At 70.5% G+C, this 24,675-nt stretch carries 26 protein-coding genes and 1 tRNA gene; 15 read left to right on the top strand and 12 right to left on the bottom strand.

What is annotated here, in order from left to right:
- Positions 1–2: 2 nt before the first annotated feature.
- Both FHT38_RS21750 and FHT38_RS21755 read right to left on the bottom strand, forming a co-directional pair.
- On the bottom strand, positions 3–500 hold the full coding sequence (locus tag FHT38_RS21750) for a glutathione peroxidase (RefSeq protein ID WP_091729093.1): 498 nt from the start codon (positions 498–500) through the stop codon (positions 3–5).
- Between the two features lie 59 nt (positions 501–559).
- Positions 560–1,420, bottom strand: a complete 861-nt coding sequence (locus FHT38_RS21755; protein WP_183493193.1) for a DMT family transporter — start codon at positions 1,418–1,420, stop codon at positions 560–562.
- A gap of 231 nt (positions 1,421–1,651) precedes the next feature.
- Here FHT38_RS21755 and FHT38_RS21760 point away from each other — a divergent pair, with 231 nt between their 5' ends.
- On the top strand, positions 1,652–2,593 hold the full coding sequence (locus tag FHT38_RS21760; protein WP_147242530.1) for a hypothetical protein: 942 nt from the start codon (positions 1,652–1,654) through the stop codon (positions 2,591–2,593).
- Between the two features lie 63 nt (positions 2,594–2,656).
- Here the strand turns inward: FHT38_RS21760 and lplT are convergent, their stop codons facing one another.
- A complete protein-coding gene (gene lplT / locus FHT38_RS21765; protein ID WP_091729106.1) occupies positions 2,657–3,934 on the bottom strand; it encodes a lysophospholipid transporter LplT in 1,278 nt (425 codons plus the stop codon).
- A gap of 219 nt (positions 3,935–4,153) precedes the next feature.
- On the opposite strand from lplT, the gene alr reads away from it, so the two are divergent.
- From alr to FHT38_RS21780, 3 genes are read left to right on the top strand one after another with little or no spacing between them, the layout of a single operon-like run.
- Complete coding sequence (alr, locus tag FHT38_RS21770) at positions 4,154–5,257, top strand: alanine racemase (protein WP_183493194.1); 1,104 nt, start codon at positions 4,154–4,156, stop codon at positions 5,255–5,257.
- A 31-nt stretch (positions 5,258–5,288) separates the two neighbouring features.
- Positions 5,289–5,696: an alternative ribosome rescue aminoacyl-tRNA hydrolase ArfB gene (gene arfB, locus FHT38_RS21775; RefSeq protein WP_183493195.1), complete on the top strand. Its 408-nt coding sequence runs from the start codon at positions 5,289–5,291 to the stop codon at positions 5,694–5,696.
- Between the two features lie 22 nt (positions 5,697–5,718).
- Complete coding sequence (locus FHT38_RS21780; protein WP_183493196.1) at positions 5,719–6,486, top strand: hypothetical protein; 768 nt, start codon at positions 5,719–5,721, stop codon at positions 6,484–6,486.
- Positions 6,487–6,786: 300 nt separating this feature from the next.
- Here FHT38_RS21780 and FHT38_RS21785 read toward each other — a convergent pair whose 3' ends face one another.
- Both FHT38_RS21785 and FHT38_RS21790 read right to left on the bottom strand, forming a co-directional pair.
- Entirely contained in the window at positions 6,787–7,671 is an 885-nt protein-coding gene (locus FHT38_RS21785) for a DMT family transporter (RefSeq protein ID WP_175538385.1), read from the bottom strand.
- A gap of 165 nt (positions 7,672–7,836) precedes the next feature.
- Positions 7,837–8,469 carry a LysE family transporter gene (locus tag FHT38_RS21790; RefSeq protein ID WP_091729120.1) on the bottom strand — a complete coding sequence of 211 codons (633 nt, stop codon included), beginning with the start codon at positions 8,467–8,469 and terminating at the stop codon, positions 7,837–7,839.
- A gap of 162 nt (positions 8,470–8,631) precedes the next feature.
- Here FHT38_RS21790 and FHT38_RS21795 point away from each other — a divergent pair, with 162 nt between their 5' ends.
- From FHT38_RS21795 to FHT38_RS21835, 9 genes are all read left to right on the top strand, one after another.
- Entirely contained in the window at positions 8,632–10,098 is a 1,467-nt protein-coding gene (locus tag FHT38_RS21795) for a sodium:solute symporter (RefSeq protein ID WP_183493197.1), read from the top strand.
- Between the two features lie 219 nt (positions 10,099–10,317).
- Positions 10,318–11,676, top strand: coding sequence for a DNA repair protein RadA (gene radA / locus FHT38_RS21800; protein ID WP_183483432.1), 1,359 nt, complete (start codon positions 10,318–10,320; stop codon positions 11,674–11,676).
- Positions 11,677–11,736: 60 nt separating this feature from the next.
- Entirely contained in the window at positions 11,737–12,129 is a 393-nt protein-coding gene (locus tag FHT38_RS21805; RefSeq protein ID WP_183493198.1) for an antibiotic biosynthesis monooxygenase, read from the top strand.
- Between the two features lie 70 nt (positions 12,130–12,199).
- Positions 12,200–12,613 (top strand): hypothetical protein, encoded by a 414-nt coding sequence (locus FHT38_RS21810; RefSeq protein WP_183493199.1) that lies wholly within the window; start codon positions 12,200–12,202, stop codon positions 12,611–12,613.
- Between the two features lie 52 nt (positions 12,614–12,665).
- The gene (locus FHT38_RS21815; protein WP_183493200.1) at positions 12,666–13,589 is read left to right on the top strand and encodes a branched-chain amino acid transaminase; all 924 of its coding nucleotides are present in this window, start codon (positions 12,666–12,668) and stop codon (positions 13,587–13,589) included.
- 54 nt (positions 13,590–13,643) lie between these two features.
- Entirely contained in the window at positions 13,644–13,859 is a 216-nt protein-coding gene (locus FHT38_RS21820; RefSeq protein WP_147240588.1) for a zinc-finger domain-containing protein, read from the top strand.
- A gap of 69 nt (positions 13,860–13,928) precedes the next feature.
- Positions 13,929–14,390: a nuclear transport factor 2 family protein gene (locus FHT38_RS21825; RefSeq protein ID WP_091729141.1), complete on the top strand. Its 462-nt coding sequence runs from the start codon at positions 13,929–13,931 to the stop codon at positions 14,388–14,390.
- Between the two features lie 13 nt (positions 14,391–14,403).
- On the top strand, positions 14,404–15,447 hold the full coding sequence (locus tag FHT38_RS21830; protein WP_183493201.1) for a YheT family hydrolase: 1,044 nt from the start codon (positions 14,404–14,406) through the stop codon (positions 15,445–15,447).
- A gap of 31 nt (positions 15,448–15,478) precedes the next feature.
- Positions 15,479–16,018 carry a DUF2946 family protein gene (locus FHT38_RS21835; RefSeq protein ID WP_183493202.1) on the top strand — a complete coding sequence of 180 codons (540 nt, stop codon included), beginning with the start codon at positions 15,479–15,481 and terminating at the stop codon, positions 16,016–16,018.
- 63 nt (positions 16,019–16,081) lie between these two features.
- Here FHT38_RS21835 and FHT38_RS21840 read toward each other — a convergent pair whose 3' ends face one another.
- Positions 16,082–16,681, bottom strand: a complete 600-nt coding sequence (locus FHT38_RS21840) for a cytochrome c5 family protein (RefSeq protein WP_147240591.1) — start codon at positions 16,679–16,681, stop codon at positions 16,082–16,084.
- Between the two features lie 285 nt (positions 16,682–16,966).
- On the opposite strand from FHT38_RS21840, the gene FHT38_RS21845 reads away from it, so the two are divergent.
- Both FHT38_RS21845 and FHT38_RS21850 read left to right on the top strand, forming a co-directional pair.
- Positions 16,967–17,041 (top strand) — tRNA-Arg (locus tag FHT38_RS21845).
- A gap of 122 nt (positions 17,042–17,163) precedes the next feature.
- Positions 17,164–18,150, top strand: coding sequence for an NAD-dependent epimerase/dehydratase family protein (locus tag FHT38_RS21850; RefSeq protein WP_183493203.1), 987 nt, complete (start codon positions 17,164–17,166; stop codon positions 18,148–18,150).
- On the opposite strand, the gene FHT38_RS21855 is transcribed toward FHT38_RS21850, so the two are convergent.
- The 6 genes from FHT38_RS21855 to FHT38_RS21880 all read right to left on the bottom strand — a co-directional run bounded on the left by FHT38_RS21855 (position 18,137) and on the right by FHT38_RS21880 (position 24,610).
- Positions 18,137–19,690 (bottom strand): methyl-accepting chemotaxis protein, encoded by a 1,554-nt coding sequence (locus FHT38_RS21855; RefSeq protein ID WP_221213871.1) that lies wholly within the window; start codon positions 19,688–19,690, stop codon positions 18,137–18,139. The two genes, FHT38_RS21850 and FHT38_RS21855, sit on opposite strands and share 14 nt — an antisense overlap.
- 138 nt (positions 19,691–19,828) lie before the next feature.
- On the bottom strand, positions 19,829–21,811 hold the full coding sequence (locus FHT38_RS21860) for a patatin-like phospholipase family protein (protein WP_183493204.1): 1,983 nt from the start codon (positions 21,809–21,811) through the stop codon (positions 19,829–19,831).
- 35 nt (positions 21,812–21,846) lie between these two features.
- On the bottom strand, positions 21,847–22,545 hold the full coding sequence (locus tag FHT38_RS21865; RefSeq protein WP_183493205.1) for a sulfate/molybdate ABC transporter ATP-binding protein: 699 nt from the start codon (positions 22,543–22,545) through the stop codon (positions 21,847–21,849).
- Entirely contained in the window at positions 22,542–23,210 is a 669-nt protein-coding gene (modB, locus tag FHT38_RS21870) for a molybdate ABC transporter permease subunit (RefSeq protein WP_183493206.1), read from the bottom strand. The genes FHT38_RS21865 and modB overlap by 4 nt, the downstream gene beginning before the upstream one ends.
- Before the next feature lie 21 nt (positions 23,211–23,231).
- A complete protein-coding gene (gene modA / locus FHT38_RS21875) occupies positions 23,232–23,999 on the bottom strand; it encodes a molybdate ABC transporter substrate-binding protein (RefSeq protein WP_183493207.1) in 768 nt (255 codons plus the stop codon).
- Positions 24,000–24,286: 287 nt separating this feature from the next.
- The gene (locus FHT38_RS21880) at positions 24,287–24,610 is read right to left on the bottom strand and encodes a winged helix-turn-helix domain-containing protein (protein WP_183484171.1); all 324 of its coding nucleotides are present in this window, start codon (positions 24,608–24,610) and stop codon (positions 24,287–24,289) included.
- Positions 24,611–24,675 lie beyond the last annotated feature (65 nt).

A 24,675-nucleotide genomic window follows, 5' to 3' on the forward strand; every position in this document is an offset into this window, starting at 1 on the left:
GCTCAGCCGCCCAGCGCCGCCTCGATCTCGCCGCGGATCGCCGCCGGCGCGTCGTTCGGCGCGAAGCGCTTGAGCACCTGGCCATCGCGCCCGACCAGGAACTTGGTGAAGTTCCACTTGATGCCCTGCGTCCCCAGGATCCCGGGCTTCTCGCCCTTGAGCCACTGCCACAGCGGATGCGCCTCACCGCCGTTGACCTTGACCTTGGCCATCATCGGGAAGCTGACCCCATAGTTCAGCTGGCAGAACGAGGCGATCTCCTCATTGCTGCCGGGGTCCTGGCCGCCGAACTCGTTGCTCGGGAATCCAACGATCACCAGCCCGCGGGCCTGGTAGTCGCGCCACAGGTCCTCCAGGCCCTTGAACTGCGGGGTGAAACCGCACTCGCTGGCGGTGTTGACGATCAGCAGCACGCGGCCGCGGTACTGCGACAGCGCGACCGGCTCGCCAGCGATGCTGACGGCGTCGAAGTCGAAGGCAGTCTTGCCATTGGCGCTCATGGGGGACCTCCTCGTTGGGGCCGGGTGGGCCGGGGTGCATCCTAGCGCGGCGCGGCGGATCAGGCGCGGTGGCGCTCCAGGGCCGCCAGCATCGCCGCGCCCAGGATCGCCGCACCGCCCAGCGCCGTCTTGCCGTCCAGCGTGCCGCCGCCCAGCAGCAGCGCCGAGATCGCCGCCACCGGGACCTCGGTCAGCATCACGACCGCCGTGACGTTCGCCGGCAGCCGCGCCGCGCCGTACTGCAGCGACAGGTTGGAGACGAAGAACAGCAGCGCCATGCCCGCCAGCGGCAGCAGCCAGACCGCGCCCGGCAGCGAGGGCCAGGGCGCCAGGCCGCGGCCCGCCATGGCGACGGCCGACAGGCCGGCCACCAGCACGCCGCCGGTGAACATCGCCAGCGCCCGCGCCCCCGGGCTGCGGGCGGCCTCGCGGCGCAGCATCACGTTGTTGAACGCGAAGGTCATGCCGCCCACCAGCCCCAGCACGTCCGGCAGGCTGGACGGCACCGGCCAGCCGCCGTCCGCGGGCGCCAGCACGGCCAGCGCGCCGCCCAGCGCCAGGGCGATCCGCAACCCCGCCATCGCCGTCAAGGGCTCATGCAGGACCACCCGCGCCAGCAGCACCGCCCACAGCGGCATCAGGTAGAAGAGCAGCACGACCCGCACCACGTCGCCGGTCGACACGCCCCAGTTGAAGGCGGTGTTGGTCATCCCGGCCGCCAGCGTCACCACCCACAGGCCGGGGGAGCGCAGCCATTCGGACACCGCCCCGCGCTGGCTCAGCAGCACCACCGCCCAGGACAGCGCGTACATGATCACCGTGGTCCAGAGCGGGTGCATGCCCGCCCCCTCGAATTGACGGAATGGCCACCAGGACAGCCCCCAGATGGTGGCGTTGAGCATCAGGGCGAGGATCGGCATGCAGGAGCGAGGCGAGGGCCAGGGGACAGAGGGAAGGGACAGGGGTGGGGCTTGCGCAACAGTCCCGGGGGAGGGACTTGGAACCGGCTCGCGGCGCGGCCAACAATGCCCAGGGTTTGTAGCATGGCGCAAGGACTGACCCTGCCCTCCAATCGGGGCGCCGTGCGCCTGTCATGCACGCGGCCTACCCTGTCGCGTGTGACCCGTCCACCAAACTAGGGAGAGCTTCTCTTGGATCACCTGGCCTGTTTCGCCCCCGAGGATCTGCAGTCCACCCCCGGGCCCGACCTGCAGGGCTACCACTGGCGCCTGCTGGCCCAAGGGGACTCCTGGTTCTCCACCGCCCAGGCCAAGCTCAGCGCGCACGCGAACCTGCTCCAGGAACTGGTGCTGACCAAACCCGCCGTCGCGATCAACTGCGCCGGCCAGCGCGAAAGCCTGTCCAAGGTGGTCGAGCTCGAATCCGCGCCGGACTTCGTGCGCCTGCTGACGGCGCCGGAATCGCCGGTGTGGGACGGCATCCTGCTGTCCGTCGGCGGCAACGACCTGATCAAGGCGGCGCAGACCCCGACCCAGATCGACGGCGCCGAGGTGCCGCTGCACCTGCGCCTGCTGCGCCGCCAGACCGAATGGGGGCCGCCGTCGGCGGGGGTCGGCCGCTACTTCTCGGAGCCGGGCTGGGCGACCTACGCGGACTACCTGAAGGCCAACCTGCGTCATCTGCTGACGCTGCGCGACCAGGGACCGTCCGCCGGCAAGCCGGTGTTCATGCACTGCTACGCGGTGCCGATGCCCCGGCCGGCCGGCGCGGAGGATGCGGGCCACGGGCCGTGGCTGTATCCGGCGCTGAAGGCCTACGCGATCCCGGCGGCCGACTGGGCCGCAGTCAGCCGGCTGATGGTGATGCACCTGGCGCAACTGCTGAAGTCGCTGATGGCGGACAAGGAGCAGTTCCCGGGACTGTTCGTGTTCGATTCGACCGCCGTGCCGCTGGCCGCGGCCGCGCCCGGCGCCAGCGGCATCAGCGGCGACTGGCACAACGAGATCCACCTCAACCACAGCGGCTGCCTGAAGATTGGCCGCGCGTGGTCGGAGCACATCGAGCAGGTGCTGACCACCGGCGGCCTGGTCGTCGAGACGCCGCCCAGCGGCCGAGGCCGCGCGCGGCGCTGAGCCGCCCGGCCACCGCCGCTGGCCCTCACCCCTGCCCTCTCCCGCAAGCGGGAGAGAGCGGCCTCAGTGCTTGTCGCTGCGCGCGATCGCGAGCAGGCGCTCGAGCTCCTCGGTGTGCTCGCGCTTGTTGTGCGCATGCCAGCGCCCGACGACCCACATGATCCCCGCCACCAGCAGGCCGAAGATCGTGATCGAGCCGAAAGCCGAGGTGCCGAAGCGGGTCAGCATCGTGTACAGCGCGCCCAGCCCCAGGATGCAGGCCTGCTCGTTGAAGTTCTGCACCGCGATCGAACGCCCGGCGCCCATCAGGTTGTGGCCGCGGTGCTGCAGCAGCGCGTTCATCGGCACCACCAGATAACCGCCGATGCCGCCCAGCAAGATGAGGAACGGGATGGCCAGGTAGAGGTTGTCGATGAAGTTCAGCACCAGCATCAGCAGCCCCATGCCGATGCCCAGCGGGATGACGCTGGTGGCCTTGTCCAGCCGCACCGCCACCGAGGCGACCACCGCGCCCACCGCCGTGCCGATCGCCACCACGCCCGCCAGCGCCGACGCCTGCGTCGTGCCGTAGCCCAGCGCCGCGGCGGCCCAGGCGAAGACGATGTAGCGCATGTTGCCCGACACGCCCCAGAACAGCGTCGTCATGCCCAGCGAGATCTGGCCCAGCTTGTCCTGCCACAGCCGCGAGTTGCAGGCGGCGAACTCCCGCACCAGGTCGGTCGCGCTGTGGGCGATGGGCTGGAGGGGGGCCTCCGTGCGGGGGATGCGCAGGTTGAAGAGCGCCGCGATGAAATACAGCACCACCATGAAGGCGATGGCCGCCTCCGGCGGGGTGTCGATGCCGGTGTCGATGAAGGGCACGTCGATCGCCAGCAGCACCGCCGAGGCCTTGGCGCCGATCAGCTGCCCGCCGAAGACGGCACCCAGGATGATGGAGGCGATGGTCAGGCCCTCGATCCAGCCATTGGCCTTGACCAGCTGGGACGGCGGCAGGAGTTCGGTCAGGATGCCGTACTTGGCCGGCGAATAGGCGGCGGCGCCCAGGCCCACGATCGCGTAGGCGATCAGCGGATGGACGCCCACCAGCATGCTCAGGCAGCCCAGCACCTTGATGGTGTTGGAGATGAACATGACCTTGCCCTTGGGGACCGCGTCGGCGAAGGCACCGACGAAGGGCGCGAGCACCACGTAGAACAGCGCGAACATCGGCACCAGCGCGGCGCGTTGCCATTCGGCGGCTCCACTGGTGCGGAGCAGTTCCACGGCGGCGACGAACAGCGCGTTATCAGCCAGCGAGCTGAAGAACTGCGCTGACATGATGGTGTAGAAGCCTTTTTTCATCGACCCGGCATACCTGGAACTGCGGTGATCACGCTGGGTCCACGGGGTGGGGAAAGGCAGCGCTGCGGCGGGTTTATAGCACGCGCTCGTTTTCGTAACAGACCTTCCCGGGACAGCGGCTCTGTGCTATTTCGCACCGCTTTTCCGACCCTTGCGACCTCTCCCCCCTCGCACCGCCGCGGGGCGTGAAACCGTTCCTGCGCGGCACAATGCCGACCCATGCCGCGTCCGATCGAAGCCATCGTCCACCAGCCCGCGCTGGCCCACAACATCGCCTGTGCCCGCGCCCGCGCGCCGGACGCGCAGGTCTTCGCCGTCGTCAAGGCCAACGCCTACGGCCATGGCATCGAGCGCGTGTTCGACGCGCTGCGCTCCGCCGACGGCTTCGCGCTGCTCGACCTGGACGAGGCCCAGCGCCTGCGCGACCTGGGCTGGCGCGGCCCGATCCTGCTGCTGGAAGGCTGCTTCGAGACGCGTGACCTGGAGCTGTGCTCGCGGCTCAAGCTCTGGCACACCGTCCATCACGAGCAGCAGGTGGACTGGCTGGCGATGCACAAGACGCACGAGCCGCACCGGGTGTTCCTCAAGCTCAACAGCGGCATGAACCGGCTGGGTTTCACGCCCAGCGCCTTCCGCGGCGCCTGGACGCGGCTGAACGCCCTGCCGCAGGTGGACGAGATCTCGCTGATGACGCATTTCTCGGACGCCGACGGCCCGCGCGGCATCGCGCACCAGACGGCGGTCTTCAAGGAGGCGACGGCCGACCTGCCCGGCGAGCGCTCGCTGAGCAACAGCGCCGCGATCCTGCGCCACAGCCAGGACCCGGCGGTGCGCGCCGACTGGGTGCGCTCCGGGATCATGACCTACGGCAGCGCGCCGGACTTCCCCGAGCACGACATCGCCCACTGGGGCCTGAAACCCACGATGACGCTGCGGGCCAAGGTGCTGGCGGTCCAGCATCTGCGCGAGGGCGACAGCGTCGGCTACGGCAGCAGCTTCGTGGCGCAGCGCGCGATGCGCATCGGCACGGTGGCCTGCGGTTATGCCGACGGCTACCCGCGCCACGCGCCGCACGGCACGCCGGTGCTGGTCGGCGGCCAGCGCAGCACGACGATCGGGCGCGTGTCGATGGACATGCTGGCGGTCGACCTGACGGACCTGCCGGCCGAGGGCATCGGCAGCGAGGTCACGCTGTGGGGCCAGGGCCCGCAGGGCGCGGTGCTGCCGATCGACGAGGTGGCCCGTGCCGCCGGCACCATCGGCTATGAGCTGATGTGCGCCTTGACCCGGCGCGTGCCGGTGCACGTCGAGACCCTGGGCTGAGGCCCGGCGAGCGCCTGGTCGCGTCGGCGTCATGCACCTGGACTGGACGCCGGCCGACTGGGAGCTGGAGATCTCCGCGATCCGCGCCAGCGGACCCGGCGGGCAGAACGTCAACAAGGTCAGCAGCGCCGTCCACCTGCGCTTCGACATCCGGCATTCGACGCTGCCGGCGGTGATCAAGGAACGGCTGCTGGCGCTCAGCGACCAGCGCATCACGGCCGAGGGCATCGTCGTCATCAAGGCGCAGGAGTCGCGCAGCCAGGAGCAGAACCGCGCCGACGCGATCGCGCGGCTGGTCGCCCTGGCGCAGAGCGTGGCCCACACGCCCAAGACCCGCCGGCCGACGCGGCCGACGCACGGCTCGCAGAAGCGCCGCCTGGAGGCCAAGTCCCAGCGCGGCGACATCAAGGCCGGACGCGGCAAGGTGCGCGTCGACTGACGCCATTCACGAGGGAGAACACATGTTCAAGGCACTCCGCATCCTGGTCCTGTTCGGGATCCTGGTGACGGTGGCGGGCACGACGCTGGTCGGCCGCTGGCAGGCGCAGTCGTGGAAGCGGCCGCAGGTGGTGACGCTCTATCCGATCAGCGCCGGCGGTGACGCCGAGACCGAGGCCTACCTGGGCCGGCTGGACGAGTCGGCCTTCGCGCGGCTGGAACCCTACTTCCAGGACGAGGCGCGGCGCTACGGCGTGCCGCTGTCGCAGCCGGTGCGGGTGGTGCTGGGCAAGCACGTGCGGGTGGCCCCGCCGCCGGCGCCGGCCAGCGCCAATCCGCTGTCGGCGATCGCCTGGAGCCTGCGGATGCGCTGGTGGGCCTGGCGCCAGACGCCGGCGAGCTCGCCGGTGCCCGATGTGAAGCTGTTCCTGATGTATCACCCGCCGGACTACGCCGGCGCGCTGCCGCACTCGATCGGGCTGGAGAAGGGGCGGCTGGGGCTGGTGCATCTCTTCGCCGCGCGCGGCCAGCAGGCGCAGAACGAGGTGGTGATCGCGCACGAGGCGCTGCACACCTTCGGCGCGACGGACAAGTACGACCGCTCGACGCTGGCGCCGGTGTTTCCCGACGGCTACGCCGCGCCGCGGCAGGAGCCGCGCTACCCGCAATCCGCCGCGGAACTGATGGCCGGCCGCATCCCGGTGCGCGAGGGCGAGGCGCGCATTCCCTCGAACCTGGGCGAGACGGTCATCGGTCCGGCGACGGCGGCGGAGATCGGCTGGGCGAAGTGACGATGCGCGAGCAGCCCCCTGCGAATGCGGGGGGTGATCGGCGGCTTTGCAGAACTGACACGAAGAGAATCCCCTCGGTTCGGGAGGGACCTCATGCACAAGAAGATGGGCGGGCGGATGCTCGCCGTGGCGGCGCTGGCCGCAGCCTGCGCCAGCTCGATGCGGAGGTGGTGCCGGAGCCGGCGAGCTAAGCGCTGATGCTGGCCGGCGTCGCCGCGATCGGCGTGGCGGCGCGCCGGCGCAAGGCGGGCGCCGCGCTCAAGGCCTGAGGTCCTCCAGCGGATCCTGCGGCGGCTGAACTCAGCGCTGCGGCCGCGTCGCCGCGTAGATGCTGCCCAGGCACAGCACCATGCCGGCCAGCGCCAGCAGCGTCGGCCGCCAGCCTTCGAAGATCGCGGAGATCCCCAGCGCGATCACCGGGATCACCACCCCGGTCAGCGCCGCGCGCGCCGTGCCCTGGCGCTGCGCCAGCTTGAAGTACAGGACGAAGGCGATCACCGAGCCGAACACCGCCAGGTACAGCAGGCTCAGCACATAGGACGAGGTCCAGGCGAAGTTCAGGCCCTGCCCCGTCGCCACCGACGCCACCAGCAGGAAGACCGCGCCGTAGCCCATGCTCCAGGCGAGCACCGGCACCAGCGGCAGCCCGCGCCGGGTCAGGGTGAGCGTCAGCACGTTGCCAATGCAGGCGGCCAGCACCGCTGCCAGTCCGATCGCCAGGCCGTAGGCCGCCGTCGGGCGCGCGCCGGTCGAGGCGATCTCCGGCCAGAAGATCATCACCACGCCGGCGACCGCGCCGGCCGAGGCCGCCAGGAAGCGCCCGGTCACCCGCTGGCCGAAGAAGATCCGCCCGGACAGGGCATTGCCGAACACCATCAGGCAGAACAGCACCGCGACCAGGCCGCTGGGGATGTGGCGCTCCGCCTCATAGACGGAGAAGTAGTTGCCGCTGTACTGCACGATGCCGGTCGCCAGCATCAGCCCGTGCGCCGACAAGGGCAGCTTCAGCGACAGCTTCTGCCAGCGCGCGAAGCCCGCGAGCATCAGCGCCGCCAGCCCGAAGCGCCAGCCGACCGAGTTCAGGATCGGCACCCCCGAGCCCAACTGGTAGAGGATCACGTGCCAGGTGCTGGCCCAGATCAGCGTCGGGCCCCAGAACAACCAGCGGTCGGAAACGGTGGACATGATGTGCGGCAGCGATCTGTACCGGCCGCCCGCGCGGGGACGCATTCAGCGGGCCGGGGAAAACAACAAGGCCGCCCTTTGGGGGCGGCCTTCGGTGGGAGGCGGTCCTGACGCGGGCCGCCGGGGGGAACTTCGGAAACCTGCGGAATGGGGGCGCGTCGGCCCTCAGTCGGCGGCCTTCTTGAAGGTCGCCAGCAGCGCGCCGGCACCGACGAACAAGGAGCCGAAGATCCGGTTCATCGCCTTCAGGTGGGACTCCGAACGCAGCGCCCGCAGCACCCGCGCCGCCAGCAGCGTGTAGCCGGCCATCACGACGGCGTCGGTGAAGGCCAGCGTCGCGCCGATCACCGCGTACTGCTGCGTCAGGCTGTGATGCAGGTTCAGGAACTGCGGCACCACGGCCAGCAGGAAGACGGTGCCCTTGGGGTTCACCGCGTTGATCGCCCAGCCGCGCAGCACCAGGTCACGGCGCGAGACCTGCTTGGCCTCGGCCTGCTCCGCCACCAGCGGCCGGGCCGGCGAACGCCATTGCTGGATGCCGAGGTAGACCAGGTAGGCCACGCCGGCCCACTTCACCACGGCGAAGGCCTGCTCGGAGGCCGCGATCAGCGCGCCCAGGCCGGCGCCCACCACCACGATCTGGGTCAGGATGCCCAGGATCAGCCCGATGGTCATGAAGTAGCCGCGCTGGAAGCCGTGATTCAGTCCGGCACTCATCGCCGCGATGGCGCCCGCGCCCGGGGACAGGCTGATGGCCCAGGAGGCCGCGAAGAACCCCAGCCAGACTGACAACTCCATGATCGACTCCTTCGACGGACCCGAGGTTGTAGCACGCCGCCCGCCAGCGGACGAAGGTCAGGGTTAACGCCAGGCGCGTCCGGATCGCCCTCCCCGGCCGGTTATGTCCCCCGTCCGATTCGGAATGCGTCCGTGGCGGCGGCGCTCCAATAATCCCGCGCCATGTCCGCCACCGTGCTGCTCGTCGTCATCGCCGCCTACTTCGCGCTGCTGCTGGCCGTGGCGTGGTGGACCTCGCGCCGGGCCGACAACGACAGCTTTTTCATCGGCAACCGCAGTAGCCACTGGGGGCTGGTCGCCTTCGGCATGATCGGCACCTCCCTCTCCGGGGTGACCTTCATCAGCGTGCCGGGCTCGGTCGGCAGCGGCGCCTTCAGCTACTTCCAGATCATGCTGGGCCAGGTCGCCGGCTACGCGGTGGTGGCCTTCGTGCTGCTGCCGCTGTACTACCGGCTCCAGCTCAGCTCGATCTACCGCTACCTCGGCGCCCGCCTGGGCGTGGCGGCGCATCGCACCGGCGCGGGCTTCTTCATCCTGTCGCGCACGCTGGGCGCCACCGCGCGGCTCTACCTGGTCGTGCGCATCCTGCAGGACCTGGTGCTGGCCCAGTTCGGCATGCCGTTCTGGCTCAGCGCGCTGCTGGTGCTCGTGATGATCCTGCTCTACACGCTGGAGGGCGGCGTCAAGACCATCGTCTGGACCGACACGCTGCAGACCACCGGCATGCTCGCCGGCCTGGTGATCTGCGTGGTCTTCCTGCTGCACGCGCTGGGCCTGGACCTGGCCGGCGGCTGGCAGGCGATGCGCGCCGCCGGGCTGGCCGAGGTCTTCGTCACCGACCCGATGAGCGCCGCCCACTGGGCCAAGCAGCTGCTGGCCGGCGCCGCGATCGCGGTGGCGATGACCGGCCTGGACCAGGAAATGATGCAGAAGAACATCTCGGTCCGGCGGCTGGCCGACGCCCAGAAGAACATGATGGTGATGGCGGCCATCATGACCGGCGTCGTGCTGCTGTTCCTGTTCCTGGGCGGCCTGCTGAGCCTGTACGCGCACCAGCAGGGCCTCGCCGCGCAGGGCGACCGGCTGTTCCCCGCCGTGGTGATGGACCACCTGCCGGCGTGGGTGCAGCTGATCTTCGTCGTCGCGCTGATCTCCGCGCTGTTCCCCAGCGCCGACGGCGCCATCACCGCGCTGACCTCCAGCACCTGCATCGACCTGCTCGGCCTGCAGGAGCGGCGCGCCTGGGACGAGGCCCGCAAGCGCCGCGTCCGCAAGGCCGTCCACCTCGGGTACGCGGCGGTCTTCCTGCTGCTGACGCTGGGCTTCCGCTGGCTCGACGACCCCAGCATGGTCAACCTGATCCTGAAACTGGCCGGCTATACCTACGGCCCGCTGCTGGGCCTGTTCGCCTTCGGCATCCTGAGCTCGCGCACCCTGCGCCCGGGCGTCCTGCCCTGGATCGCCCTGGCGGCCCCGGCCCTGTGCTGGATCGTCGACGCCCATCAGGCCACCCTCTTCGGGGACTACCGTATGGGGCTGGAATTGCTGCTGGTCAATGCCGCCCTGACCTTCGGGGGGCTGTGGCTCGGCTCGCGCCCCGCTGCTTATCCCCAGCCGAAGGCCGCTTGAACACAGGCTGGCCCCAGCCTGTCCACAGCTCCTCCCCCGCGGCGACGCCGCTTGCCCACCGCTTGCCCACAGGCGGGGGCCTGGTTGTCCCCCGCTCGCCCACACCCTGCCCACATCCCGCCCACAAGCCGGTCACAGGCGAATCACAGCCGCCGCACAGCGAATTCACAGGCTTCTCAACAGGGTTGTCCACAGCGCGGGCGGCGACAATCGCGCCCCATGGCTGCTCCGAAATCCCATTACGTCTGCTCCGAATGCGGCGCCACCAGCGCCAAGTGGCTGGGCCGCTGCCCGTCCTGCAGCGCCTGGAACACCCTGGTCGAGACCGCCGCCGAGCCCACCGGCGGCAAGAACCGCTACCAGGCGCTGGCCCGCAGCCAGCCCGTGGCCACGCTGTCCGAGATCGAGGCCCGCGACTTCGACCGCACGCCGACCTCGCTCGAGGAGCTGGACCGGGTGCTGGGCGGCGGCATCGTGACCGGCGGCGTCGTGCTGATCGGCGGCGACCCGGGCATCGGCAAATCGACGCTGCTGCTGCAGGCGGTCGAGGCGCTGTCCAAGCAGATGAAGGTGCTGTACGTCACCGGCGAGGAGTCCGGCGCGCAGGTCGCCATGCGCGCGCGCCGGCTGGGGCTGGACGGCTCGCAGGTGCGCGTGCTGGCCGAGATCGGCCTGGAGAAGATCCTCGCCACGCTCGAGGCCGAGCGCCCCGACTTCTGCGTCATCGATTCCATCCAGACGCTTTATTCCGAACAGCTGTCCTCGGCGCCCGGCTCGGTGGCGCAGGTGCGCGAATGCGCCGCGCAGCTGACCCGCACCGCCAAGGCCACCGGCTGCGCGATGGTGCTGGTCGGCCACGTGACCAAGGAAGGCGCGCTGGCCGGGCCGCGCGTGCTGGAGCACATCGTCGATACCGTCCTGTACTTCGAGGGCGACACCCACAGCAGCTACCGCCTGGTGCGCGCGATCAAGAACCGCTTCGGCGCGGTCAACGAGATCGGCGTCTTCGCGATGACCGAGAAGGGCCTGAAGGGCGTGACCAACCCCAGCGCCATCTTCCTCTCCACCCATGGCGATCCGGTGCCGGGCTCCTGCGTGCTGGTCACGCTGGAGGGCACCCGGCCGATGCTGGTCGAACTGCAGGCGCTGGTGGACGGCGGCGGGCCCAACCCGCGGCGGCTCTCGGTGGGCCTGGAGCGTGACCGGCTGGCGATGCTGCTGGCGGTGCTGCACCGCCATGCCGGCGTGGCCACGATGGACCAGGACGTCTTCGTCAACGCGGTCGGCGGCGTGCGCATCAGCGAACCCGCGGCCGACCTGGCGGTGCTGCTGGCGATCCAGAGCTCGCTGCGCGGCAAGCCGCTGCCCAAGGGCTTCATCGCCTTCGGCGAGGTCGGGCTCGCCGGCGAGGTGCGGCCCGCGCCCCGCGGCCAGGAACGCCTGAAGGAGGCGGCCAAACTGGGCTTCTCGATCGCGGTCGTGCCGCAGGCCAACGCGCCCAAGAAGCCGATCGACGGGCTGACGGTGCACGCGGTGGCGCGCATCGAGGACGCGATCGAGATCCTGCGCGGGATGTGACGCCGCGTGGGGCGACGACAATGCGCGCTCCGCCCGACGCCCACCGCCACGGACCTCCCCATGAGCGCCACCGACCTCCCGCCGCCCGCCTCGCCGTCGATCCAGCCGCCGTACTACGCGGTGATCTTCTGCAGCCAGCGCACCGACGCCACGCCCGACGACGGCTACGGCGCGATGGCCGAACGCATGGCGGCGCTGGCCGCAGCGCAACCGGGCTACCTCGGCGTGGAGAGCGCCCGCGGCGCGGACGGCCTGGGCATCACCGTCTCCTACTGGCGCAGCCTGGAGGACATCCGGGCCTGGCGCGCGGTCACCGAGCACACCGCCGCCCGCGACCAGGGCCGGCGCGACTGGTACCGCCATTACGAGCTGCGCATCGCCAAGGTCGAGCGCCATTACCACTGGGACGAATCCGCCGGGACCGACGATCCGGTGCCCGTCGCCCAGCGCTGAGGCGACACCGCGCCGCTCCTCCCGCTGCCCCCGCTTTCACCCCTTTCTTCCCCCTTCGGAGTTCCCTCGCATGAACCGCCTCGCCGGCATCCTCCTCGCCCTGGCCGCCATCGTCGCGGGCAGCGTCTTCTTCGGCTGGAAGGGCGCGATCCTGGGCCTGTCCTGCGTCGTCTTCTTCCTGCTGCTGCAGTTCTCCCAGCTGATGCGCGTCATGCGCACCGCCCAGAATGCGCCGCTGGGCCATGTCGCCAGCGCGGTGATGCTCCATTCGAAGCTGCATGCCGGCATGAAGCTGCTGGACCTGATCCGCATGTGCGGCTCGCTCGGCGTCAAGGTCGACCCGAACACCTACCGCTGGACCGACGCCGGCGGCGACGCGGTGGACGTGGTGCTGGCGCGGAGCCTGGTCACCCGCTGGACGCTGATCCGCGCGGCGGACGCGCAGGCGCACACGGGCGCCCCTTCCGACACCCCGGCCGCATAAAATCCACGACTTTTGCAGCACCCGGCCGATTCGCGGCCGAAAAGGAAGACCCATGTCTCTGGACGATCGCGACGGCAAGATCTGGATGGACGGCGAGCTGGTGGACTGGCGCGACGCCAAGATCCATGTCCTGACGCACACGCTGCACTACGGCTGCGGCGCCTTCGAGGGCGTGCGGGCCTACCAGACCGACAAGGGCACTGCGATCTTCCGGCTGCGCGAGCACACCGAGCGCCTGTTCAACAGCGCCAAGATCCTGCGCATGAAGCTGCCCTTCTCGATCGAGCAGGTCGAGGAAGCGCAGAAGGCGGTCGTCCGCGAAAACCAGCTGGCCAGCTGCTACCTGCGCCCGCTGACCTGGATCGGCAGCGAGAAGCTGGGCGTCAGCCCCAAGGGCAACAAGGTCCACCTGATGGTCGCGGCCTGGGCCTGGGGCGCCTACCTGGGCGAGGAAGGCCTCAAGCGCGGCATCCGCGTCAAGACCTCGAGCTACACCCGCCACCACGTCAACATCACGATGACGCAGGCCAAGACGGTGTCCAACTACACCAACTCGATCCTGGCCAACATGGAAGCGACCGAGGACGGCTACGACGAGGCGCTGCTGCTGGACGCCTCGGGCTTCGTCTCCGAGGGCGCGGGCGAGAACCTCTTCATCATCAAGAACGGCGTCGTCTACACGCCGGACCTGTCGGCGGGCGCGCTCAACGGCATCACCCGCAACACCATCTTCGCGATCTGCCAGGACCTGGGCCTGAAGCTCGTGGAGAAGCGCATCACCCGCGATGAGGTCTACATCAGCGACGAGGCCTTCTTCACCGGCACCGCCGCCGAGGTCACGCCGATCCGCGAGCTCGACCGCATCGAGATCGGCATCGGCAGCCGCGGCCCGATCACCGAGAAGATCCAGGCGGCCTTCTTCGACATCGTCAACGGTCGCAATCCCAAGTACGCCCACTGGCTGACGCTGGTCTGATCGGGATCCCCCGTCCGGACGCGCCCGCCCTCGCCAGCCCGCAAGAACAAGATCATGAGCACCACCACCACGCCCAAGGCCACCGTCGAAGTCACCGCGCAGGACCTGCAAGGTCCGGGCGTCGTCTTCTGCCCGAATCCCAAGATGCCGCTGTGGAGCAACCACCCGCGCGTCTACATCGACCTGAGCCACGGCGGCGAAGGCACCTGCGCCTACTGCGGCACGCTCTACAAGCTCAAGGCCGGCGAGCAGCTGCCCTCCGGCCACTGATCCCCCCGGCCGTCCCCCGACGTGGGGATCCGGTCATTGCCCCGCTCCCTTGAACAAGGAACGAGATCCATGGTGCGCAAGCCTCAGACCGCCCTGCTGCTGGCCTCTCCCGAGGACACCGAAGCGCAGTTCTACGAGGCCTTGCAGGCCGGCGACCTGGAACGCCTGATGGCCGTCTGGGGCGACGAGGACGAGGTCTGCTGCGTGCATCCGGGCGGACCGCGCGTCGTCGGCGCGGCGGCGATCCGGGCGAGCTTCGAGCAGATCTTCGCGCGCGGCGCGATCCCGGTGCATCCCGAGTGCCAGCGCCGGCTGGTCAACGGCGACACGGCGATCCACCAGGTGCTGGAGCGCGTCGAGATCACCGACGAGGACGGCACGCAGAGCGCCTGGGTCGTGGCCACGAATGTCTACCTGAAGACGGCGCTGGGCTGGCGGCTGGTGGCGCACCACGCCAGCCCCGGCACCTCGCAGGACGTGAAGCAGGAACTGTCGATCGTGTCCGTGGGCGCGCCCACCACCCTGCATTGAGAGAGGTCCGCTGATGCAGTACCAGGCGCCTCCCTGGTTGCCCGGAGGCCATGCCCAGACGATCTGGCCCGTGCTGTTCGCGCGGCGCTACGACGGCCCCGCGCCGCGCTTCCGACGCGAGCGGTGGCACACACCGGATGGCGACTTCATCGACGTCGAGTGGCTGGTCGATCCGGCCGCCCCCACCGATGCCACCCCTTCCGCCGCCACGGCTGCCACGGCTGCCGCGGGCACGACCGGTCCGCATGCCGCGGGACCGGAGCGGCCCTTGCTGGTACTGTTCCACGGCCTGGAGGGCTCGGTCGACAGCCAGTACGTGCAGGCCTTCGCCGCCGTCGCGCAGCGCCGCGGCTGGGCCTTCGCGATGCCCTACTTCCGAGGGTGCTCGGGGGAGCTCAACCTCGCGCCGCGGGCCTACCACTCGGGGGACTACGTCGAGATCGGCTGGATGCTGTCCCAGTTCCGCGCGGCCCACCGCGGGCCGATGATCGCGGCCGGTGTCTCGCTGGGCGGCAATGCGCTGCTGCGCTGGGCGCAGGAGGCCGGCGACACGGCCGCGGGCACCGTCAAGGCGGTCAGCTCGATCTGCTCGCCGCTGGACCTGACCGCCGCCGGCCATGCGATCGGCAAGGGCTTCAACAAGCTGGTCTACACCCGCATGTTCCTGCGCACGATGATGCCCAAGGCCATGAGCAAGCTGAAGCAGCATCCGGGGCTGTTCGACGCGGAGCGGATGCGGCGGGTGCGCAACCTCTACGAGTTCGACAACCTCTTCACCGGGCCGCTGCACGGCTTCCGGGATGTCGACGATTACTGGCTGCGCGCCTCCGCCAAGCCGCACCTGGCGCGCATCCGCGTGCCAGCGCTGGTGCTGAACGCGCGCAACGACCCGTTCGTGCCGGCCCACAGCCTGCCGGCGCAGAGCCATGTGGGCGCGCACGTGACGCTGTGGCAACCCCGCGAGGGGGGCCATGTCGGATTCCCGTCGGGTCGCCCGCCGGGCCACGTGCGCACGATGCCCGAACGGGTCACCGACTGGCTGGCGATGCGGCTCTGAGCCGCCCCGCACAAGGACCGAAGGAGCGCCCATGGATGCGATCGTCGAGGCCGCGCTGAAGAAGTGGCCCAACGTGCCGCACTGCTACGGCTGGCTGGCGCTGGATGCACGCGGCGACTGGTACATGCGCGACGAGCGCATCCAGGCGGCGGGCCCGTTCCCGGCCGTCAAGGGCAGCCGCATCGTGCATGACAAGCTGATCGGCTTCATCGACCGCAACTATGGCGTCGACGACGCGGGGGCATGGTTCTTCCAGAACGGACCGCAGCGGGTCTACGTGCAGCTGGAAGCGGCGCCCTGGATCTGGCGGCTGCAGCCCGACGGCCGCGTGCTGAGCCACACCGGCCGCGAGGCGCAGGTCACCGGCGCGGTGCTGGACGAGGCCGATCGCCTGTTCCTCGAGACCGACCTCGGCCTGGGGCTGGTCCACACGCAGGACATGGGGCCGGCGGCGGACGCGATCGAAGCCGGTCGCTGGTCGATGACGAACGCGACGCACGCCGAGCTCGTCACCCGCCATGGGGTGGTGCTGTCCCCCCTCGACCCGAAGGGGGCCGTCGCCCGGGGGTGAGGCTGGCGCCACGCGTGAAAAAGCCGACCCGCGGGTCGGCTTTCCTATTGGCGCGAGTAGGGCTTACTGCGAGGCCGCGTTCGCCGGCGCCGAGGCGCCTGCATCGGCGCCGGAAGCGGCCGCGGCCGGCAGCTTGGGGTCGTCGAACTTGGCGCCGCCCTGGTTGGCCATGTAGACCACCGCGCGGGAAATCTCGAAGTCGCTGAAGTCGCCGCCGCCTTGCGGGCCCATGTTGCCCTTGCCCTTCAGGGCGGAGTGCACCAGGGTGTCGAAACCGGTCTTCACGCGCGGGCCCCAGGCGTCATGGTCGCCGAGCTTGGGCGCGCCGGCGGCGCCGGTGGCGTGGCAGGCGGCGCATTGCGCCTGGAAGACCTGCTCGCCGGACTTCATCGCGGCGGGGTTGGCCAGGTCCTTGAGTTCGATCGAGCCCACCGGCTGGATGCGGGCGGCGACGGCCTGCTCCTCGAGTCCGCTGCCGCCGGCGCCGGGCTTGATCTCGCTGGACACGTAGTTCGCGAGCATCACGATGATCACGATCGGGATCACGAACGCGAAGAAGACCGCGACGATCAACTGCTTGGGTGTCTTGATGGGCCCTTCGTGGGCGTCGTGACCGTCGGCGTGCGTGTCCTGGGCGTTGGCGTGGTCCTGGGTTCCGCTCATGAATTCCTCGTGAATCGAATCGACTACGGCAGAAGCGCGTCCGTGTTTCGCAGGGGTTTCGCGGCTTGATCGGCCCTCGGGAAACCGGACGGGGGAACAGCAAATCGGCGCAGTATAGCCAGCCCCCTGGCGCCCCACCCTGGGGCTTTCGTCAAGGTCGGCACGGGGGCGGGCCAGGTGTTGCGCGAGGGTCGCGCAGCGGGTTCGCCCTGGTGCCGTTTCAACGACTTGAATCGGCTTGGGCCGAGCGGGGCCAGAACGAGGCTAGAATGCGCGCTTCCCATGGCGACCGTGGTGAAGTGGATATCATTGGGCCCTCCGAAGGCCTAGTCGCAAGTTCGATTCTTGCCGGTCGCACCAGAACACCGAGAAGCCGGTTGTCACACGCGTGGCAACCGGCTTTTTCATTGCCGCTCGTCGTTGCGGATGCGTGCTGCCGACGGCGGATACTGCGCCCTGTCCCATCGCGACGCGAGCTCCCCATGCGACTGCTCATCCTCGGCGGCACTGTCTTCCTCGGGCGCCACGTCATCGACGCCGCGCTTGCGCGAGGCCATGCGGTCACGATGCTGAACCGCGGCCGGCACGGCCGCGGGCTGTTCCCCGAAGTGGAGCGCCTCGTCGGCGATCGCGACGGCGACATGAGCGCTCTGCGCGGCCGCGCGTTCGACGCCGTCATCGACTGCACCGCCTTCACTCCCGCGCAGGTCGAGCGCAGCCTCGCCGCGCTCGACACCGGCGCCCCGCATGTGGTCCTGGTTTCGTCGATCTCGGCCTACGGCGTGTTCCCGCCGCACCGGGTCTTCGACGAATCGGCGCCGCTGGCGCCGGGCCACGAGGGCTACGGCCCGCTCAAGGCCCGCGCGGAAGAGGCGCTCACGCGCGCCCTGCCCGATCGTCACGCCATCGTCCGGCCCGGGCTGATCGTCGGACCGCACGACCCGACCGGCCGCTTCACCTACTGGCCGACGCGCGTCGCGCGCGGCGGTGAGATCCTCGCGCCCGGTCGGCCGGAACGTCCGGTCCAGGTCATCGATGTCCGCGACCTCGCGGCGTTCTGCCTGGCCCTCGCCGAATCGCGGGTCACCGGCAGCTTCAATGCCGTCGGGCCGCGGATGCCGATGCACGCACTGCTCGACGCCTGCGTCCAGGCCGCGCCGGAGGCCGGCGCGCGCTTCACCTGGATGCCGGACGACCAACTGCTGGTGCTGGGCATGGCGCCCTGGACCCAACTCCCGCTCTGGCTGCCGGAGAACGACCCGACCCATGGCGGCATGCTGCTCGGCGACGCCACGCGCGCGGCAGCCGCGGGCCTGACCTGCCGCGCCATCGAGGACACCGCCGCCGACACGCTGTCCTGGGCGCTGGCACCGCGCGAGCCGGACTGGGATGCCAGCAAGCTCGTCGCCACGCTGACCCCGGCGCGCGAGGCCGAGTGCCTCGACGCCCGGCCGGTCACGCCAGCCTGAACACCGCGATCGCGGCCGACAGCCGCTTCGACTGGTCCTTGAGGCTCTCCGCCGCCGAGGCGGCCTGCTCCACCAGCGCCGCGTTCTGCTGCGTCATCTGGTCCAGGTGGCCCACCGCGGCGTTCACCTGGTTGATGCCGTCGCTCTGCTCCTGCGAGGCCGCGCGGATCTCCGCAATGATGTCGGTCACCCGCTGCACGCTGGTCACGATGTCGGTCATCGTCGTGCCCGCGTCGGTCACCAGGCGCGAACCCGATTCCACGCGGTCCACGCTGGTCGCGATCAGCGACTTGATCTCCTTGGCCGCCTCCGCGCTGCGCTGCGCGAGCGAGCGCACCTCGCCCGCCACCACCGCGAAGCCGCGCCCCTGTTCACCCGCGCGCGCCGCCTCCACCGCCGCGTTCAGCGCCAGGATGTTGGTCTGGAAGGCGATCCCGTCGATCACGCCGATGATGTCGGCGATGCGCCGCGAGCTGTCGCTGATCTCGCCCATCGTCGTGACCACCTGCCCCATCACCGAGCCGCCGCGCTGCGCCGTCTCCGCGGCCGAGCTCGCGAGCTGGTTGGCCGTCAGCGCCGCATCCGCCGTCTGCCGCACCGTGCCCGTCAGCTGCGTCAGCGAGGCCGCCGCCTGCTGCAGGTTGGACGCCGTCTGCTCGGTGCGCGCCGACAGGTCCATGTTGCCGCTGGCGATCTCGGCGCTGGCGGTGCCGATGCTGTCCGTCGAGCCGCGCACCTCGCCGATCAGCCGCAGCAGGGATCCCTGCATCGCATCCAGCGCGCGCAGCAGCTGCGCGGTCTCGTCGCTGCCGCGGGTCTCGATGCGGCCGGTCAGGTCGAAGCGCGCGATCGCGTCGGCCACCTGCGCCGCCTGGCCCAGCGGCCGGGTGATCGAACGCGTCAGCCACACCGCCAGCGCGCCGCCCGCCGCGAGCGCCACCAGCCCGAACACCACCAGCGCGATCCGGGCGCGTTCGTTGGTCGCGGCCAGCGCCAGGATCGCCTGGTCCAGCTGGTCGCGCTGCTGCTGCGCCACGGCGCGGATGCCGTCCAGGTAGGCGCTCGACGCCTTCTGGAACTGCTCGTCGAAGATCTGCTTGGCCTGCGCCATGTCGCCCTGTTTCTTCGCCGCGGTGATGGCGTCCCGCACCGTCAGGTAGGTCTTGCGCAGCTCGGCCACCTTGTCGAAGGTGGCGCGTTCCTCGGGCTTCGTCAGCAGCTTGTCGAGCCGCTGCTGCAGTTCGGTCGAGACCTTGGTCGCCTCGGCGGCGGCCTGGGTGAAGAAGGTCGCCAGGCCCGGGTCCGCGCTGACCGCGATCGCCGTGGTGCGCGTCGTGCCGTTGAACACGTTGCGGTACCAGTCGGACGCGGTGCGCTCGGTGACGATCGCGTCGGTGTACATCGCGGCGGTCTGCTCCGCGACGCGGTTCAGGCCCCAGTACCCCAGCGCCGATCCGATCAGCGCGATCACCAGGACGCCGGTCTGGACCATTCCCAGACGACGACCGATGGACCCCCGGGCGTTCGTGTTGGACATCATGTGGTTCTCCTCGGACGCCGGCCCGAAGGGAGATCGGACCTCGACGCGGCACGATGTGGCACGCGCAACCGTACTCCGATCTCCGGCCGGCGTTAAGGGGCCGGCGCCCCGCCCCCGGCGAACCGGGGTGGCTGTCACTCAGACGCGTGGCACGAGGCGCACCTGCGGGATCGGCTTGAGCGAGCCGACCTCCAGCGTGCGCGGCTGTCCCGACTGCTTCAGCGGCACGGCCGCGCCCAGGCCCTGCAGCCCGGTGAGGAACCGGTCCGCCTCCGCCCGCATCGCCGACGAGCGCCGATACCGCGGATCGTCCTTGAGCAGCGCCAGCCAGTCCGCCGGCGCGCCGGCCGCTACCACTTCGAGCGTGGCCGGCTGCATCACGCCCAGGAAGGTCGTGAGCCGCGCGCGGCGATGGTCGTCCCAGCCCGCGCCGCCTTCCGCGCCCTGCGGGTGGAAGCGCGCAATCAGGCGCTGTGCCGCCAGGCCGCCCGCATCCGCCAGGGTCGCGATCGTGCCGGAGGCCATGGTCAGGTTGAGCCCGCCCTCGTCGGGCTTCTGGCTGATCTGCACGATGCGGTCGCGGAAGCCGGGCGTCGGGAACAGGATCTCGTCGCGCCAGTTCTGCATCGTCCCGACGATGCTCCAGAGGAAACCCGCCAGCCCCGCCAGCGGCGTCTTTTCGCGCGCGGCCGCCTCGCGCTCCTCCCAGTCGGGGACCAGGTCCGGCTCCGGCCAATAGCGCAGCCGGCCGCCGCGATCGTCCTCGGGCAGATAGACGCGGCCCCCCTCGTTGCCCGAGACGGCGGGCTGGATGCCATGGTCCGGATGCGGCGCCTTCAGGCTGACGGCGAAGGTCGGATGCCGCGGCAGCATCGCGTCGAAGAGGTGCAGCGGCATGTTGCTGCCGATGCCGCCGTCGGAGAACCAGATCCGCGTGGCCCGCAGGCGCAGCTGGCGCCGGGCCTCGGCCGTCTCCGCCGCGCGGACCTGGGCCTGCGCGCGCTGGTTCGCGGTGCGCGACCAGTCCACCGCGTACAGCGGCACCGCCGACAGCAGCAGCGGGAAGCTCAGGCTCATCCGGACCGCGACGACGACCGGCAACTCGCCGTGTCGCGGCAGCGGTCTCAACTCGCGCCCCTGCGCGTTCTCGATCACCGGCCCGTCGTCGCCGCCGGCGAAGGGTGCCGCCAGCGCGGCCATCACCGCGGGCGGGAACAGCCTCGACCACTCCTGGGGGTCGTAATAGAACATCGGCGTTCCCGGCCGGAACGGGATGCTGTAGACCATCTGCTGGCTCACCGCGCTGGTGATCACCTCCAGATGGATGCGCCGCGTCGTGGGGTCGGGCCCCCACAGATCGCCGAAGCTCAAGGGCGGCCCATCGATGCTTTTGCCCGCCAGTTGGTTGAAGTAGCCGTGCAGCCAGTCGGTGAGCGCGGTCCGGCCGCCCTGGTCCGGCTGCGTCAGGCCGCTGCACAGGCCGTAGCCGTTGTCGCGCAGGCCGCGCGCCAGCCCACGGACGAACAGCGCGGCCGTCGCCCCGACCGCGGCCGCGGCGGTCAGCGCCGCAATGCCCACCACAGCCACCGCGGCCAGCCAGCGCAGGCCCGGCGACGCGCCAGTCCCGTCGATCAACAGATGCAGCGCCGGCCAGGCCAGCAGCAGCCCGCCCGCAGCCACCCCCAACGCGGCCCTCGCATGGACGGTGAGCATGCCGCCCACCACCGCGGCGACGGCCTGGCCGCGGGACTTGCCCAGCGCGCGCGACAGCACGTCGAAGTGGCGACGCAGTGCGGGCACCGGCTGGAACAGGGTGAACAAGCGGCTGCGGCCGGGCTGGCGCCGATCCGCAGCGACCTCCGCGCCCAGTTCCTCGGGCAGCTTCGCGAGCTGGTCGAAGGCGCCGACATGGCCGCGCTGGCGGCCGAGCTCCGCGGCCGCGCTCGCCCCGGCCGCGATCGCGCCGGCCGAAGTGCCGCCGATGTTCTTGAACCGGTACCGGTCGGCCAGCGCCGCCACCAGTCGCGGATAGATCACGCCACTGGTCACGCCGCCCTTCATGACGAGGTCGCAATGGCTGACGTCGTCCGCCTCCGGCTGCCGCTGGTCGTCGCTGTGCATGACGCCGATTCTCGGCGCCCTGGCGACCATCGGTGTCAGGAGCGCTCCGACCCGTCCCCGGACGTCGCCAGCCCCTGGACGACGCCTTCGCGCAGCATCACGCGCCGGTCGCCGAAGCGGGCCACATCCTCCGGATCGTGCGTGATCATCAGCATCGGCATGCCGATGCGCGCCAGCAGCGTGTCCAGCTCCGCGCGCATGCGGCCGCGCAGTTCCGGATCGAGCGCCGAGAACGGCTCGTCCAGCAGCAGCGCACGCGGCTCGTTGACCAGCGCGCGGGCCAGCGCGGTGCGCTGCCGCTGACCGCCGGACAGCTGGTGCGGCCGCTGCTGCGCGACGCGTTCCAACTCGAAGGCCTGGATCCAGCGGTCCACCGCCTCGCCGCCCTCACGGCGCGACGGATTCAGCCAGCCCCGCTTGAGCGCGAAAGCGATGTTCTGCCGCACGGTCAGCTGCGGAAACAGCGCGTAGTCCTGAAAAAGGAAACCGAGGCGGCGCTCGCGGGCGGGCACGTCGATGCCCGACGCGCTGTCGAAGACCGGCTGGCCGTCGACGCGGATCGACCCCTCGTCCGGCTTGAGCAGCCCCGCGATCGCCAACAGCGTCAGGCTCTTGCCGGCGCCCGACGGGCCGTGGATCACCGTGCGGCGAGCGTCGGTGGTGAAGGCGACATCGAGCTCGAAGCGGCGGCCGCCGCCCTCCACGCGCTTGCGGATGCGCAGCTCGAAACTCATGCGCCGCTCCTTGGACCGGCCAGCCGGCCCGCCACCAGCAGCACCGCGACGCAGGTCAGCGACACGATCAGCACCAGGAGGTTGGCGGTGTCGTCCTGCCCGGCCTGCACCGCCTCATAGACCGCCACGGACAGCGTCTGCGTCTTGCCCGGGATGCTGCCCGCGACCATCAGCGTCGCGCCGAACTCGCCCAGCGCGCGGGCGAAGGCCAGCAGCACGCCGGCCAGCACGCCGCGCCAGGCCATCGGCAGCGTCACGCGGAAGAACAGCGCCCACTCGCCCAGGCCGAGCACGCGGGCGGCGCGCTCGAGCTGCGGATCCACACCCTCGAAGGCCGTGCGGGCCGACTTCATCACCAGCGGGAACGCCACGATCGTCGCCGCGATCACCGCGCCCTGCCAGGTGAAGATCAGGTTGATGCCGAAGCTCTCCCACAGCCAGGCGCCCAGCCAGCCGCGCTTGCCGATGATCACCAGCAGGTAGTAGCCCAGCACCGTCGGCGGCAGCACCATCGGCAGCGTCAGCACCGCGTCCAGCAGTTCCCGTCCCGGGAACCGGAAACGCGCCAGCGCGAAGCCCGCCGCCACGCCGAGCACGAGGTTCAGCGCCGTCGCCCAGCCGGCGACTTTCAGCGACAGCGCGAGCGCGATCCAGGCGGGTTCCACGTGCGCTGCGCTCCCGGCCGATCAGGGCTTCTGGAAGCCGTGCCGGGCGAGCACCGCCTGGCCGGTCGCCGAGGTGACGAAGTCCAGGAAGCGCTTGCCGCCCTCGGCATTCGCGCCGCCGGAGGTCACGGCGATCGGGTAGGAAATCGGCGCTGGGGTCGGCACGCCGAACAGGACGCGCACCTTGTCCTTGAACACCAGCGCGTCGGTCATGTAGACGAAGCCGGCCTCGGTCTCGCCGCGCGACACGTAGTCCAGCGCCTGCCGCACGTTCTGCGCGAAGACCGCCTTGGGCTCGATGGCCGACCACAGCCCGGCCTGCTCCAGGGCGGCCTTGGCGTAGCGGCCGGCGGGCACGCCCTCGGGCCGCCCGACCGCGACGCGCTTCACGGCGGACTGCTGCAGGTCGGAAAGGGTCTTCAACGCCACGCCGCCTTCCGCAGGCGTGATCACCACGAGTGCGTTGCTGACGAAGTTGCGCCGCGTGCCTTCGACCAGCAGCTTCTGTTGCTGGGCCTTGTCCATCGTCTCCTGGTCGGCGGAGGCGAAGACGTCGACTGGCGCGCCCTTGGCGATCTGGGCGAGGAGTGCGTCCGATGCGGCGAAGTTGAACTGGAGCTTCGTGCCCGGATGCGCGGCCTCGAAGGCTGGTGCCAGTTCCCTGAACGCGTTGGTCAGGCTGGCGGCTGCGGAGACGGTGATCTCGGCCGCCTGCGCCAGGCCCGAGGCCATCAGCGCGAGGGCCAGCGCGGCGACGCGTCGGGTGATCGAAAGGGAGGTCGAGCGCATGGCGATTCCTCGTAGGAGCCGTCGACGAAACGAAGCCACGCAATATATCCCAGGATATTGCGCACCCCTTCGCCGACCGACTCCCTCCCCCGCACTGCGCCTCGTTGAAGGGCTCCCCCACCGCACTGCGCTTCGTTGAATGGCTCGGTGTGTCGACGCTGGCGGCGCCGGTGCCCCTCCGAGCGATTGCCGAGCGTGCGGAGGCGCTTGAGCGAGGAGGGGCACCGGCGCTGCCGGCGTCTGCTCGGTCTGTGCCTGGCCGCCTCGCGCCGCGCCGTGGCCGTGCCTCAAGTCGCCAGCAGTTTCATCAACTCTCGGATTTCCGGCTTGGCAGCTTGAAGTGCGGTGTCCTCGATCTGTCGATAGAGCGTGATCAGCGCCCGACCTGACTCGGTCAGCGCGCTGCCACCGCCTTTGGCGCCGCCGGCTGCGGTGGCGACGGCGGGCGTTTTCAGTGCGCGGTTGAGTTCATCGATCAGCAGCCAGGCGCGTCGGTAGGACATGTCCAGCGACTTGGCGGCTGCCGTGATGGAGCCGGTTTCGTCGAGCGCCTGGAGCAAGGCGATTTTCCCGGGCCCGATGGCGATGATGTCGCCGACGGTCACGCGCATGCGGAATTTGAGGCTTGGCTTGGGCTTCACGGGAGGAGGAGTCGAGCGGGCCACCATGCCGCGCA

It is taken from the genome of Mitsuaria sp. BK041 (assembly GCF_014193085.1).
GTDB lineage: Bacteria > Pseudomonadota > Gammaproteobacteria > Burkholderiales > Burkholderiaceae_C > Roseateles.